Annotated in this window: 11 protein-coding genes and 1 tRNA gene; 5 read left to right on the forward strand and 7 right to left on the reverse strand. The window is 61.1% G+C overall.

Annotated features, from left to right (window positions below; genetic code table 11):
• Positions 1–60: 60 nt before the first annotated feature.
• Positions 61–150, forward strand: a tRNA-Leu gene (locus QQJ98_RS09145).
• Between the two features lie 19 nt (positions 151–169).
• Here the strand turns inward: QQJ98_RS09145 and QQJ98_RS09150 are convergent.
• A complete protein-coding gene (locus QQJ98_RS09150; RefSeq protein ID WP_284325031.1) occupies positions 170–631 on the reverse strand; it encodes an Lrp/AsnC family transcriptional regulator in 462 nt (153 codons plus the stop codon).
• 105 nt (positions 632–736) lie between these two features.
• Between QQJ98_RS09150 and putA the strand changes: the two genes are divergently transcribed.
• Entirely contained in the window at positions 737–4,165 is a 3,429-nt protein-coding gene (gene putA, locus QQJ98_RS09155) for a bifunctional proline dehydrogenase/L-glutamate gamma-semialdehyde dehydrogenase PutA (RefSeq protein WP_284325032.1), read from the forward strand.
• 137 nt (positions 4,166–4,302) lie between these two features.
• Positions 4,303–5,040 (forward strand): rhomboid family intramembrane serine protease, encoded by a 738-nt coding sequence (locus QQJ98_RS09160; protein WP_284325033.1) that lies wholly within the window; start codon positions 4,303–4,305, stop codon positions 5,038–5,040.
• A gap of 203 nt (positions 5,041–5,243) precedes the next feature.
• Here QQJ98_RS09160 and QQJ98_RS09165 read toward each other — a convergent pair whose 3' ends face one another.
• From QQJ98_RS09165 to QQJ98_RS09190, 6 genes are all read right to left on the reverse strand, one after another.
• Entirely contained in the window at positions 5,244–6,032 is a 789-nt protein-coding gene (locus QQJ98_RS09165; protein WP_284325034.1) for an inositol monophosphatase family protein, read from the reverse strand.
• A gap of 100 nt (positions 6,033–6,132) precedes the next feature.
• Positions 6,133–7,647, reverse strand: a complete 1,515-nt coding sequence (locus tag QQJ98_RS09170; protein WP_284325035.1) for an ATP-binding cassette domain-containing protein — start codon at positions 7,645–7,647, stop codon at positions 6,133–6,135.
• Between the two features lie 207 nt (positions 7,648–7,854).
• Positions 7,855–9,393: a DHA2 family efflux MFS transporter permease subunit gene (locus tag QQJ98_RS09175; RefSeq protein WP_284325036.1), complete on the reverse strand. Its 1,539-nt coding sequence runs from the start codon at positions 9,391–9,393 to the stop codon at positions 7,855–7,857.
• Positions 9,394–9,399: 6 nt separating this feature from the next.
• Positions 9,400–10,557 (reverse strand): HlyD family secretion protein, encoded by a 1,158-nt coding sequence (locus QQJ98_RS09180; protein WP_284325037.1) that lies wholly within the window; start codon positions 10,555–10,557, stop codon positions 9,400–9,402.
• Between the two features lies 1 nt (position 10,558).
• Complete coding sequence (locus tag QQJ98_RS09185; protein WP_284325038.1) at positions 10,559–11,020, reverse strand: MarR family winged helix-turn-helix transcriptional regulator; 462 nt, start codon at positions 11,018–11,020, stop codon at positions 10,559–10,561.
• 86 nt (positions 11,021–11,106) lie between these two features.
• Positions 11,107–12,027: a LysR family transcriptional regulator gene (locus tag QQJ98_RS09190; protein ID WP_284325039.1), complete on the reverse strand. Its 921-nt coding sequence runs from the start codon at positions 12,025–12,027 to the stop codon at positions 11,107–11,109.
• 87 nt (positions 12,028–12,114) lie between these two features.
• On the opposite strand from QQJ98_RS09190, the gene metF reads away from it, so the two are divergent.
• Positions 12,115–12,993, forward strand: coding sequence for a methylenetetrahydrofolate reductase [NAD(P)H] (metF, locus tag QQJ98_RS09195; protein WP_284325040.1), 879 nt, complete (start codon positions 12,115–12,117; stop codon positions 12,991–12,993).
• Positions 12,994–13,132: 139 nt separating this feature from the next.
• A complete protein-coding gene (gene aroQ, locus QQJ98_RS09200) occupies positions 13,133–13,570 on the forward strand; it encodes a type II 3-dehydroquinate dehydratase (RefSeq protein ID WP_284325041.1) in 438 nt (145 codons plus the stop codon).
• The last annotated feature ends 24 nt before the right edge of the window (positions 13,571–13,594 follow it).

The raw sequence follows: 13,594 nt of genomic DNA on the forward strand, positions 1-13,594 counted from the left end.
TCAGGAAGGGCAGACAGGAAAATAGTGCGCTAGATCAATCACTTCGTAAGCCATGAAATGGCCCCACGTGATTGCACATGGCGAAGGTCGAACAACTTAAAATCTCCCGGCCGTATGGCCGTGCCGGTTCGAGTCCGGCCGCGGGCACCAGTCTGGCTAAAGTATTGCTTTAGAACAGCTCCTTAACCGCCTCCATCGCCACATACGTCGAGGTTGATGCGACATGTGGCAGCGCCGAGATGCGTTCGGCCAACACCCGGCGGTAATCCTGAATATCAGTGGTGCGCACCTTCAACAGGTAATCGAAACGGCTGGCGATCATATGGGCCTGTTCCACTTCTGGCACCGCCAGCACGGCTTTGTTGAAGGCCTGCAAAGCAGCTTCTCGCGTATCGGAAAGCCGCACTTCGACAAAGGCGACATGGGCTTGCCCCATGCGGATCGGGTCCAGATTGGCGCGGTAGCCGGTGATCACGCCGCCATCCTCCAACCGTTTCATCCGGGCTTGGGTCGGGGATTTTGACAGGCCAATGCGGCGGCCCAGTTCGGTGGCGCTGATGCGGCCATCCATGCTGAGTTCGCGCAAAATCGCGTGATCAAAGCGGTCCAGCTCGGCCCGGTCGATTGGCATGGCGCTGCGATCCTTTTACGGCGTTTCGGCTGCGGTTCAGTCTATAATGAGGGAAACAGCCTGTCAAACCTGCGCTATCATGGGCAAAATATTTGGGGGTCTGCGATGCGTGATGCTTTGTCGGTGATTGAACGTGATTCTCTGCGCGATGAAGCGGCGCTGGTGGGCGATCTTATCGCCGAGGCGGGCATGGATGCGGCGCAACGGGCGCGCATCACCGCTTTGGGCGCTGATTTCGTGCGCCGGATCCGCAGCAGCGCCAAACCCGGCTTGATGGAGGTGTTTCTTGCCGAGTACGGCCTGTCCACCGACGAAGGCATCGCGCTGATGTGTCTGGCCGAGGCGCTTTTGCGGGTGCCGGATGCCGAAACCATGGATGCACTGATCGAAGACAAGATTGCCCCCAGCGATTGGGGCCGCCACTTGGGCAAATCGGCGTCCTCGCTGGTCAATGCGTCAACCTGGGCCTTGATGCTGACGGGCAAGGTGCTGGACGAACGCGAGCCGGGCGTGGTGGGCCATCTGAAAGCCGCGGTGAAACGGCTTGGCGAACCGGTGATCCGCACCGCCGTCACCCGCGCCATGAAGGAAATGGGGCGCAACTTTGTGTTGGGCGAAACCATTGAAAAGGCGATGAAACGCGCGACGGTGCTGGAAGGGCAGGGCTATACCTACAGCTATGACATGCTTGGCGAAGCCGCGCGCACCGAAGCCGATGCGCGGCGCTATCATCTGTCTTATTCAGCCGCGATCACCGCGATTGCCAAAGCCGCAACCACCGGCGACATCCGCACCAATCCCGGCATTTCGGTGAAACTCTCGGCATTGCATCCGCGCTACGAGGTCGCCAAACGCGCCCGCGTGATGGAAGAACTGGTGCCACGGGTGCGGGCTTTGGCAGGTCTGGCCAAGGCGGCGGGTCTGGGCTTTAACATCGACGCCGAAGAGGCTGATCGTCTGTCGCTGTCACTAGAGGTGATCGAGGCGGTTCTGGCTGACCCGGCCCTGCGCGGCTGGGATGGCTTTGGCGTCGTGGTGCAAGCTTACGGGCGGCGCGCGGGGGCGGTGATCGACTGGCTTTATGCGCTAAGCCAGCGCTTGGATCGCCGCATCATGGTGCGCTTGGTCAAGGGTGCCTATTGGGATGCCGAGGTCAAACGCGCGCAGGTTCTGGGCCTTGCATCCTTCCCGGTGTTCACCCGCAAACAAGCCACCGATGTCAGCTACATCGCCAATGCCCGCAAATTGCTGGGCATGACCGACCGGATTTATCCGCAATTTGCGACGCACAACGCGCATACAGTGGCGGCCATTCTGGACATGGCGAGCGACAAAAAAGCGTTTGAGTTCCAGCGCTTACATGGCATGGGCGAACGGCTGCACGACATCGTTCTGACCGACAACGCCACCCGCTGCCGCATCTATGCGCCCGTTGGCGCGCACCGCGATCTGCTGGCCTACCTCGTGCGCCGTCTGTTGGAGAACGGCGCGAACTCATCTTTCGTCAACCAGATCGTCAATGAAGAGGTCAGCCCCGAAACCGTCGCCGCCTGCCCAATCACCGCGATGGAGGCGATGTCCCCGGTGCCAAGCCCGGCGATTGCGACCGGGCCCGCGCTGTTTGGCGCGCGCAAGAACGCGCAGGGCTGGGATCTGACCGATGCGGGCGATCTGGCGGCGATTGCAACCGCACGCGCGCCGCATCTGGACCGTGTTTTTGAGGCAGCCCCGATGCTGGCGGGCGCGGTTGCAGGCGGGGCGCGCCACGCGGTGATCAACCCGGCCACCGGGGCATTGGTGGGCCATTGCACCCCTGCGGCCGAGGCGGATGTCGCCACGGCGCTGGGCGCGGCACAGCCTTGGGCCGCATCTGCGGAAACCCGTGCCTCAGCCCTACGCCGCGCCGCTGATCTTTATGAGGAAAACTTCGGTGCCTTCTTTGCGCTGCTGGCGCGCGAGGCTGGTAAATCGCTGGCCGATGCGGTGGCAGAGCTGCGCGAAGCCGTTGATTTTCTGCGGTATTATGCTGATGGCGCTGCGGGCCTGACCCAACCTGCGCGCGGGATCTTTGCCTGCATCAGCCCGTGGAATTTCCCGCTTGCGATCTTCTCGGGCCAGATTGGCGCTGCTTTGGCGGCTGGCAATGCGGTGCTGGCAAAGCCCGCGCCACAGACTCCGCTGATCGCGGCATTGGCGGTGGATCTTCTGTGGCAAGCGGGCGTCCCGGCCAGCGCCTTGCAACTGCTGCCGGGCGATGGCGCGGTTGGCGGCTGGATCACCCGCGATCCCCGGATCAAGGGCGTGGCCTTTACCGGCTCGACCGAAACCGCGCAGAAAATCCGTCGGGTGATGGCAGAATTTGCGGACCCGACCGCGCCTTTGATCGCCGAAACCGGCGGTCTGAACGCCATGCTGGTCGACAGCACGGCTCTGCCCGAACAGGCGGTGCGCGATATTTTGGCCTCCAGCTTTCAATCGGCGGGGCAACGCTGCTCGGCGCTGCGCTGCCTTTATGTCCAAGAGGATGTCGCCCATTCGGTGCAGGACATGCTGTTCGGCGCGATGGATGAGCTGACATTGGGCGACCCCATTGACCTTGCCACCGATGTAGGCCCGGTGATTGATGTGCAGGCACAGGGCGGTATCCTTGATTATGTCGCTGCCGCCCGCGCGGAAGGTCGGGTGCTGCGCGAAATGACGGCACCTGCGCAGGGCACGTTCATCGCGCCCACGGTGATCAAAGTGGCTGGAATCGCCGCGATGCCGCGTGAGATTTTCGGGCCAGTGCTGCATATTGCGACCTTCAAGGCAGGCGAGGTTGATCGCGTGGTGCAGGCGGTCAATGCCACCGGCTACGGGCTGACCTTTGGCCTGCACACAAGGATTGACGACCGCGTGCAGGCCGTGACAGAGGCGCTGCATGTCGGCAACCTTTACGTCAACCGCAACCAGATTGGCGCGGTGGTGGGCAGCCAACCCTTTGGCGGCGAAGGGCTTTCCGGCACCGGGCCAAAGGCGGGCGGGCCAGAATATCTGCTGCGCTTCACCGCGACCCCGGTTGAGACTTCGGCCGACACCAGCCCCGATCTGCCCGAAGCCTCTGTGGCCAAAGCGTTGCAAAGCCTGCCTGCACCGGCTGAGTCGCCGCATGCACGGGTGCTTCCGGGACCAACGGGCGAATCCAACCGGCTGACCGCCACCCCACGCGCCCCACTTTTGTGCCTTGGTCCGGGCGCGAAAGCGGCGGCGGCACAGGCACAGGCGATCCGCGCCTTGGGCGGTCAAGCCGTGCTTGCGGATGGCCTGACCCCGCTGGCCCTGACCCGGCTGACAGGCTTTTCCGGTGCGCTGTGGTGGGGCGATGCCACGGGTGGGCGGGCGCGGGCGCAGGCTTTGGCCGCGCGCAAAGGTCCAATCCTGCCGCTGATCGGCGATATGCCAGACATGGCGCATGCGATGCTAGAACGGCATGTCTGCATCGACACCACAGCCTCGGGCGGCAATGCGCAACTGCTGGCAGAAGTCTCGGGCTGATTTCGGGTCTCATGTGATCTTCGGCACAGCGCATCCTCTGGCCCAAATATCCACGGGGGGCGTGCCAAAGCCGCGGTGGGGGCAGACAGCCCCCCGTGACCGCTTGACGCCGCCCGCCAGATCGGAAACCCTAGCGCATGTTTCCAATCCGCGATCATAACCCTTCGGGCCGGGTGCCCTATGTCACCTACGCGCTGCTTGTGGTGAACATCGCCGTGTTTCTGCTGGGCTGGTTTGGTCTGAAAACCGATTATGCGCTGGCAGAATTCTATTACACTTGGGGCGTGGTGCCTGCGTGGCTGATGCAAGGGCAGGGCTACGAAGGTCTGCTGACGCATATGTTCCTGCATGGCGGCTGGATGCATCTGGCGGGCAACATGCTGTTTTTGTGGATTTTTGGCGATAATCTTGAAGATGAGCTGGGGCATGTCCGCTATCTGTTGTTCTATCTGGCTTGCGGCCTCGCGGCGGCGGGCTTGCAAATCGCGGGCGATCCGGGGTTCGACGGCCCGCTGATCGGGGCCTCGGGCGCGATTGCGGGGGTGCTGGGCGGCTATCTGGTGCTGTTTCCACGCGCCAAGGTCGATGTCTTGTTCATCTTCATCATCTTTTTCCGGGTGTTCTCGATCTCGGCCTGGATCGTGCTGGGGGTCTGGTTTGCGATCCAAAGCTTTAACGGCTATGCGGCGACCGAGGACGGTGTGGCGTATCTTGCCCATATCGGCGGCTTTATCGCAGGTGCCGTGCTGGTGCTGCCGGTCTGGCTGCGGCGCGGTGGGCGGGCCTATTGGGCAAAGAACCACGGCAAACCGCCGCATCCAGCGGCAGAATATCCCATCAGCCCCAGCCGCATCCCGCGCGTGCCAAGGCGCTGAACGGCACCGCAGCACGCCGGGGTCAAATCGGCTCAACGACCCATTCAGCCGCTTGAACCACTATATCTTGTGGAAATTCATCACAAATCGAGTCAAAATCACAAGTCTGTCCCCGCTGGGACAGATTTTGCGGTCAAAATCTACTGCTTCAGATCACATCGCAGGCCGAAAGGCTCTGAAGATTTGTGTCCAGAATGGATGACTTATTCGTCGCGGATGATCTTGGTCAGCGGCGCGAACAGGTTTTCATTGGCGCAGATCAGCGCGCCCTTTTCCAGAATGTCATAGCCTTCGCGCACCGGGCCAATCAGACCGCCAGCTTCTTTCACCAGCAGAATCCCGGCAGCGATGTCCCACTGCTGCAACTCACGCTCCCAATAGCCGTCAAAGCGGCCAGCGGCGACATAAGCCAGATCCAGGGACGCCACCCCCCAGCGCCGCATCCCGGCGCAGGCGGGCATCAGGCGGGCAAGGTCGGCCAACGTGGCGGGCAGGGTTTTCTTGGCGCTGAACGGAACCCCGGTGGCGAACACCGCCTCGTGCATCGCGCGGCGACCAGACACCCGCAGGCGGCGGTCGTTCATCCAAGCGCCCGAGCCTTTTTCGGCCCAGAACATCTCGTCTTTGGCGGCATCGAACACCACCGCCGCGATGATCTCGCCCTTATGCTCCAACGCAATCGAAACTGCCCAATGCGGCATGCCGTGCAAGAAGTTGGTGGTGCCATCCAGCGGGTCAACGATCCAGCGGCGGGTCGGGTCTTGGCCTTCGGTTTCGCCGGTTTCTTCGCCCAGCCAGCCATAGGTTGGCCGCGCGCCCATGAGATCCTCTTTGATGATCCGCTCGGCCTCGCGGTCGGCGCGGGTGACGAAATCACCGGGGCCTTTGGTCGAGACTTGCAACTGTTCGACCTCGCGGAAGTCTTTCACCAGCGCTTTGCCAGCGCGGCGGGCAGCCTTGATCATCACGTTGAGGTTGGCACTGCCTTGCATGGACGGACTCCGGTGGGATGTAAGGTGGCGGGCATACACGGCTGCCGCCAAGAGCGCAAGGCGGCGGCGTGCAGTCAAGCTGGCTGTTTCGGCGGGCTGGTCAGCTGTGGCGACTCAGTTCTGCGGCAAAGAACGGCTCTGGGCTGTCAACTTCGATCAGGCGGCGCTTTTCAACTTGCCAGAACCGGCTGCCCACGGCGCGGATGAAATCGCGGTCGTGGCTGACCAACAGACAAGTCGCGCCTTGGGTCAGCAGCTCGGATTGCAACGCCTCTTGGCCTTCGATGTCCAGATGGTTGGTTGGTTCATCCAGCAGGTAAAAATTCGGGTTCGACAGCCGCAGCAACAGCATCGCAAGCCGGGCCTTTTGGCCACCCGACAACTTGCCCAAGGGCCAGGATTGCCAATCGGGTTTGATGCCAGCGCCTGCCAACAGGGTCTTGGTGGTCTGGTCATTGGCATGCTGGCTGATCAGGGCCTGCGGGGTCATAGACTCGGGCAATTGCGCAAGGTTCTGGTCAGAGTATCCCAGCACAAGGGTTGCGGCGGCCTTGATCGTCGGATGCGCGTCTTGGATCGCGGCCAGAACGGCGCCGATCATTTGCGATTTGCCAGTGCCATTCGCGCCCAAAATCACCACGCGGTCGCCGCGCTCGATCCATTTCTGCCCGGTGTGAAACAGGGGCCGCGCGTCTGGTGTGGTGATGGGCGCATCGTTCAGGGTGATCAGCGCCTTGGCATGGGTGCCGGAATTGGCCAGTTTGATCGCCCCGGATGAGGTTTCACGATGCGCGGGGCGGGCGGCGGCCTCTAGCTTTTCGGCGCGGTCTTTCAGCTGCTTGGTCTTGGTGATCAGCAGATCAGAGCCCGAGTTGATGCCGATATTCTTCAGCTTGGCGGCTTGGCGGCGCAGCTGATCGGCCTTGTTCAGATCATTCTCAAAGCGGCGGCTGTCGGCAGCGTCGGTTTCCTCCAATGCCACCCGCGCGCGGGAATAGGGCAGGGCGAACAGACGGCTGGCGGTTGCCCGCAGAAACAGGCTTCGATTGGTCGCGGCATCCAGAAAAGCGCGGTCGTGGCTGGTGGTGATCACGGCCGTATCGCGGGGCAGCGCGTCCAGCCAGCGTTGCAGGGTGCCGATGCGCGACAGATCAAGGTGGTTTGTCGGCTCGTCCAGCAGATAGAGGTCGGGTTCAGTGATTGCGGCGCGCGCCAGCAAAGCGGTGCGCTGCCAGCCCCCCGACAATGCACCAAGCGGCGTGTCGCGCAGGGCTTCGGGCACTGCCAGATCATCCAGCACAATCTCGGCCCGCCAAGATTCGTATTCGGCCTGATCAGGGTCAAGTGCGGCCAGCGTCGCCGCGCGGAACGTAAGCGGCAGGATGGCAGCAGGCACATCCTGATCAACCAGCGCCCATTTCAGCCCACGCGCGCGCGTCACATCGCCCGAGGTCGGCTCCAGCATGCCCGCCAAACACCGCAGCAGCGAGGATTTGCCGCGCCCGTTGGCGGCGATCAGGCCAAGGCGGTCGCCTTGCTCGATGCTGAAGGTCAGATCGGTGAACAGAGATTGGCCAAGCGTCAGAGCCAAGGATTTGGTGGCAAGCAGGGTCATGTTTTTATCCGCATCAGAAATAGCGCAAAAGCGCCGTTGGGGGCGGACCAAAAACCTCTCAGGTGAAACCTGCAATCTGGCTTGGGTCAGCCCTGCGACAAGAGCAGGGCCGATGCAGGGCCATAGGTGCGTGGGTGACAGATTTGGATCATGCACCCCTCCTGATTTGCGTGTGCTTGGGCAGGTTAACCTCTGCCCAAGCGGAAATCAATCATGTGCAACCGGGGCCTCACCGGGGGCCATCACCCGCGGCTGCGCCTTTTTCAAAAGCAGCGTCAACGGCAGCGCACACAGCGTGATCACCATCATCAGATAGAAATCGTCGATATAGCTGATCATCAGGGCTTGGGTGGAAACCAGCCCCTCCATCTGTTGCAATGTGGTGGCACTCATCGTTCCGGGCGGCACCACCATGTTGAAATTGGGGTTGAACGGTGAAATCGCGGTGCCGATGTCGGCATGGTTGATCTGCACATTGCGCGTCAGCATCAGCGTTACCATCGAGATCCCAATGGACGAGCCAATGTTGCGCACCAGTGAAAACAGGCTGGTGGCATCGGCGCGGAACTCGGGTGCGATGGTGGCAAAGGCGATGGTCGACAGCGGCACGAACACCAGCCCAAGGCCAAGACCTTGCAAAACGCCGGTCCAGATCACCAGACTCGAATCCATCTGCGGCGTGAACTGCGTCATGAAATGCAGCGAACCAGCAGTCAGGATCAGCCCGACAGAAACCAGCAAGCGCGCATCGACCTTTTGCACCAAGCGCCCGACCATGATCATCGAAATCATCGTGCCAACCCCACGCGGTGCCATGACAACGCCGGTCGTGATGGTGGGATAGCCGAAGATTTTCGACAGCATCGGTGGCAGCAGTGCAAGGCTGGCCAGCAGGATGATGCCGATGATAAAGATGAACACGAGGCCCGTCGAAAAGTTGCGATCCAGAAACATCCGTGGGTTCAGGAACGGCTTGTCAGCCCCCAAGATGTGCAGCACGAACACCCACATCCCGGTCAGCGTCAGGAAAAGATAAAGCCAGATTTCCCCAGATGAGAACCAATCAACCTCTCCACCGCGATCCAGCATCAGTTGCAAGGCCCCAATGCCCAACGACAGCATGGCAAAGCCGAAAAAGTCAAAGCGGCGCGGGCGGGTGATGGATTTTGGCAGATAGGCGGCACAGCCCCAAAAGGCGATGATGCCGACGGGCAGGTTGACGAAGAACACCCAGCGCCAGCTAAAGCTCTCGGTCAGCCAGCCGCCCAAAGTCGGGCCGATGATCGGGCCGACCATGATGCCAGCGCCCCACAAAGCCATGGCTTGGCCCGCCTTTTCGCGCGGGTTGATGTCCAACAGGAACGTCTGCGACAACGGCACGATGGCCGCGCCAAAGATGCCCTGCAACAGACGGAAAAACACCATGGAAGGCAGGCTCCACGCCAGACCGCAGGCGATAGAGGTGATCACGAAGCCCGCAATCGAGATCAGAAAGAACTCGCGCTTGCCGATGCGGTCGGACACCCAACCCGTCGCCGGGGTCATGATGGCGGATGCAACGATATAGCTGGTCAGCACCCATGTGATGGTGTCTTGGCTGGCACCAAGGTCGCCGGTCATGGTGGGCAATGCCACATTGGCGATGGTGGTATCCAGCACCTGCATGATCGTCGCCAGCATGATCGAAAGCGTGATCAGGCCCTTATGTGGCACTTCCGTAGAGGGCCCAGAGGCTGCGCTGCTCATGGCGGATTACTTCAGAAAGCCGGGCAGCAGGTCGGACAGGCTGCGGTGACGCCCGGTATCCACCGACACAGAGGCGCTGACACCCGAGGCAAGACCCGCCGCGTCATCTGGGTTGACCAGTTTCAGCGTCACCGGCACCCGTTGGGTGACTTTGACCCAGTTGCCAGTGGCGTTCTGCGCGGGCAGCAGCGAGAATTCTGATCCAGTGCCCGCACCGATGGCCGCCACAACCGCCTCGATCGTGCGGCCGGGATGGGCGTCAAACGTCAGCTCGGCGGGTGCGCCTACGGTGATGCCCGCAAGTTGGGTTTCCTTGAAATTGGCATCCACCCAAATGTCGTCGGTCTGCACCAAGGCAAACAGGCTTTGGCCCGCCGCAACCATCTGCCCCGGTTTGAACGAGGATGCTTGATAGATCACGCCATCTGCCGGGGCTTTGACGACGGCATTGGCCAGATTATAGGCGGCTTGCTCGCGCGCAATGACCGCCGCACGGACGGTGGGGTGATTGTCGGTCGGGATGTTCGGGTCGCCGCCAATCGCGGCGAGGGCCGAGGCTACAGCCTGTTTCGCCAGATCACGCTTATCAAGTGCCGTGCGTTCATCGTGGCGGGCGTCGATCAGGTTGGAGTCGGTGGCAACACCTTTGGCGCCAAGGCTTTCTTGCCGCTGACGCTCCAGCGTTTGATAGGCTGCTTCATCCTCGGCCAGCACCAGATTGGCTTGCGCTGTGCCATAGGCCAGCTTCAACTGCTCGACCGAGATGCGGGCGGCGCTGACGGCGGCTGCGGCTTGGGCTTGCGCCAGACGGAACGGCACCGGGTCAACTTGAAACAGCACATCGCCAGTGCTGACTGTCTGATTGTCTTTCACCAGCACTTTATCAATCCGCCCCGGCACCGACGAGGCGACCGAAATCCGGGCCTGATGCAGATAAGCGTTTTCGGTTTCCTCATAGCGCCCGCCCATCAGCCAATAGCCACCGGCTGCCAGCAGCACGACCACCGGCCCCGCGATCATCAAAGCACGGCGCTTTTTGCGCGGTGGCGGCGCGGGCGCTGCCAAAGGCTCTGCTGCCGGGGTGATCGGCGTGACATTCGCCGCGGCTGCATTGTTTGTGGCTGGGGTATTTGCAGCTGGGGTGTTGGTCGAAGTTGCGGTCATATCAGATGTCCTTCACGTCTGCCGCTGCATCGCAAACGGCCTGAGACAGAGTTGATGTCACCGAGGCAAGCCCGGTGATCAAAGCATGGCGCGCGTCAGGGGTCAGGTTTGACAGCGCTTCGGCAAATACGGAATCCGCCATTGCCTTTAAGTCGTTGCGAATCAGCATGGTCGAGGGCGTTGCCACGATCACCCGCACCCGTCGATCTTCGGGATCAGGCTGGCGCGCGACCCAACCGGCTTGCTCCATCCTATCGACCAGCCGCGAGACCGAGATCGGCTCGATTTCCAGCTTGTCAGCGATGCGCGCCTGACTGGCGCTGCCTTCGCGCAATACGACTGCCAAAAGCCGCCACTGCGCCGAAGACAGCCCATATTCCGACGCCCGCTGCGCGAAACGCTTGCGCACCAGACGCGACGCGTCGTGCAGCAGAGGGCCAAGCTGATCATGTGCAAAATTCATAAGGCTAGATATAATAAGCCTGCTTATATTTCCAATGCAATTCTTGCATGGCTCATTTGCAAGCCGCGCCGCAGCGGCGCAAAACCTTAGCTGCGTTGCAGTTTCACCGCTTCGGACCGACCAAGCCGCAAGAAATGACCAATGTAGGGCTTTGAAGCATCTTCTTCACGCGTCGCCGCAAATAGGCGTTTGGTGATCGCGTCGGTTTTGCCGGGCGGCGGGGCCAAGGCGCGGGTAACGTAATCGGCGTTGGATTTCACATCGCGCAGAACCCAATCCGGAAGCACCGCTACACCCCGATTAGAGCCGACAAGCATCAGGATCACCGCGGTCAGTTCCACAGGGCGCTGGGCGCGAGGTTCGATCTTGGCGGGGGTCAGCAGTTCGGTGAACACATCCAGCTTATCGCGGGGCACAGGATAGGTGATCAGGGTCTGGTCGCGGAAATCCTCGGCCTCGATCAGCGATTTCTCGGCCAATGGGTTCTGTGCCGAAGCGATGAACATCGGATGATAATCGAATAACGGGTTAAAGGTGATGCCGGGCAAAGGTTCGGGGTTGGACGAGATCACCAGATCCACCTCTTCGCGCAAAAGCGCGGGGAAGCTGTCAAAGGCGAGGCCGGCACGGATATCCACATCGACCTCGGGCCAAGCGTGGCGGAACAATTCCAGCACTGGAAACAGCCAGTCAAAGCAGGCGTGGCATTGGATGGCGATGTGCAAGCGCCCGGTTTTTCCGGCCTGAAGCGCGCGAAATTCTTCTTCCAGCGCGGTGATCTCGGGCAAAATCCTCTCGGCCGCGCGCAGCATCCTGATCCCCGCCGCAGAAAGCGTCATCGGTTTGGATCGGCGCACAAACAGCTCCATCCCAACCTGCGCCTCCAGTCCTGCCACCTGATGCGACAGCGCCGATTGCGTCATGTTCATCAGGTCGGCCGCGCGGGCAAGGCCACCGGCCTGATGGATGGCGCGGATTGTGCGCAGATGGCGGAGTTCCAGATACATGCGTGGTTCTCATGTTTATGTTGAAAACTATGAATTGGATTCAATTTACGCAGCATGTCAGAAAGGGGCAAGTAAAAGGAGCCTATCATGACCGCACCGCGCATCTCGTTTGAATTCTTCCCGCCGCAAAGCCTGGACGCCTCGTTCAAACTTTGGGAAACCGTGCAGGTGCTGGCCCCGATGCAACCAAATTTTGTCTCCGTGACTTACGGCGCAGGCGGCACAACCCGCAAACTGACGCATGAGGCAGTGGGCGCAATCAAGCGAAATTACGGGCTGAACGTGGCGGCGCATCTGACTTGCGTGGATGCCAGCCGTACCGAAACGCTTGAGATTGCAGATGCTTATGCCGAGGTTGGCGTGAACGAGATTGTGGCTTTGCGCGGGGATGCACCGAAAGGGGCTGACCGCTTCACGCCACATCCCGAAGGCTTTGCCGATTCCTCCGAGCTGGTGGCGGCCTTGGCAAAAATCGGCAAGTTCAACATCCGTGTTGGGGCCTATCCCGAACCGCACCCGGATGCCGCCGACCGTTTTGCTGATGTGACATGGCTGAAGCGCAAGATAGACGCAGGGGCCAGCAGCGCCATCACCCAGTTTTTCTTTGAAGCCGACACGTTCTTCCGTTTCCGCGATGCTTGCGTCAAAGCGGGGATTGATGCGCCAATCATTCCGGGTATCTTGCCGATCCAATCTTGGGAAGGCACCAAGAAATTCGCCGCCCGGTGTGGCACAAGCGTGCCTTTGCGTCTGGATGAGGGCTTTGCCGCCGCCAAACGCGACGGGCGCGAAGATTTGCTGGCGCTGACGCAATGCACAACTCTGTGCAGCCGTCTGTTGGAAGGTGGCGTGCAGGATCTGCATTTCTACACGCTCAACCGCCCGGATCTAACCCGTGAGGTGGTGCGGGCATTGGGAATTGCGCCGGAAATTGCCCCCCAAATTGCACTCGAAAAGGTCGCTTAAGCGTTAACGTCTCCCTGACGGCAGGTCCCCCAGACCGGCGACCCTACTTGCGCGCCTCCCCCCACGGGAGGCGCGTTTTTCCTATGCGGCCATGGGCAGGATGCGTTAAAGCTTGGGAAATATCGCAAGGATGCCCGCAATGAAGCCGATTTTCGTTCTGAATGGCCCGAACCTGAACATGCTGGGCCAGCGCCAGCCCGAAATTTATGGCCAAGAAACCTTGGCCGATGTGGTGGCGCAACTGACCGCTTTGGCGCCGGAACTGGGGCTGAGCGTCGAGGCGATGCAATCCAACCACGAAGGCCAATTGGTCGATTGGATTCAAGACGCGCGCGGCGTTGCGGCTGGCATTATCATCAATCCGGGGGCTTATTCGCACACCTCGGTGGCGATTCTGGATGCGCTGAACCTGTTTGAAGGCGTGGTGCTTGAGGTGCATATATCAAACATCCACAAGCGCGAGGCGTTCCGGCATCATTCTTTTGTTTCGAGCCGCGCCGAGGGGGTGATCGCGGGCTTCGGCACTGAAGGTTATCTGCTGGCGCTGCGGCGGATGGCGACTTTGCTGACACGCTAAGCATGGTTCAGCTGTGGAAGCCTC

The sequence above is a fragment of the Cypionkella aquatica genome, from assembly GCF_030161095.1.
GTDB classification, from domain to species: domain Bacteria; phylum Pseudomonadota; class Alphaproteobacteria; order Rhodobacterales; family Rhodobacteraceae; genus Cypionkella; species Cypionkella aquatica.

Bases quoted from the DNA above. Each gene is read 5' to 3' on its own strand.
- QQJ98_RS09160 (WP_284325033.1), top strand. From the start codon at position 4,303: ATGTTTCCAATCCGCGATCATAACCCTTCGGGCCGGGTGCCCTATGTC.
- putA (WP_284325032.1), top strand. From the start codon at position 737: ATGCGTGATGCTTTGTCGGTGATTGAACGTGATTCTCTGCGCGATGAA.
- aroQ (WP_284325041.1), top strand. From the start codon at position 13,133: ATGAAGCCGATTTTCGTTCTGAATGGCCCGAACCTGAACATGCTGGGC.
- QQJ98_RS09165 (WP_284325034.1), bottom strand. From the start codon at position 6,032: ATGCAAGGCAGTGCCAACCTCAACGTGATGATCAAGGCTGCCCGCCGC.
- QQJ98_RS09150 (WP_284325031.1), bottom strand. From the start codon at position 631: ATGCCAATCGACCGGGCCGAGCTGGACCGCTTTGATCACGCGATTTTG.
- metF (WP_284325040.1), top strand. From the start codon at position 12,115: ATGACCGCACCGCGCATCTCGTTTGAATTCTTCCCGCCGCAAAGCCTG.
- QQJ98_RS09185 (WP_284325038.1), bottom strand. From the start codon at position 11,020: ATGAATTTTGCACATGATCAGCTTGGCCCTCTGCTGCACGACGCGTCG.
- QQJ98_RS09170 (WP_284325035.1), bottom strand. From the start codon at position 7,647: ATGACCCTGCTTGCCACCAAATCCTTGGCTCTGACGCTTGGCCAATCT.
- QQJ98_RS09190 (WP_284325039.1), bottom strand. From the start codon at position 12,027: ATGTATCTGGAACTCCGCCATCTGCGCACAATCCGCGCCATCCATCAG.
- QQJ98_RS09180 (WP_284325037.1), bottom strand. From the start codon at position 10,557: ATGACCGCAACTTCGACCAACACCCCAGCTGCAAATACCCCAGCCACA.
- QQJ98_RS09175 (WP_284325036.1), bottom strand. From the start codon at position 9,393: ATGAGCAGCGCAGCCTCTGGGCCCTCTACGGAAGTGCCACATAAGGGC.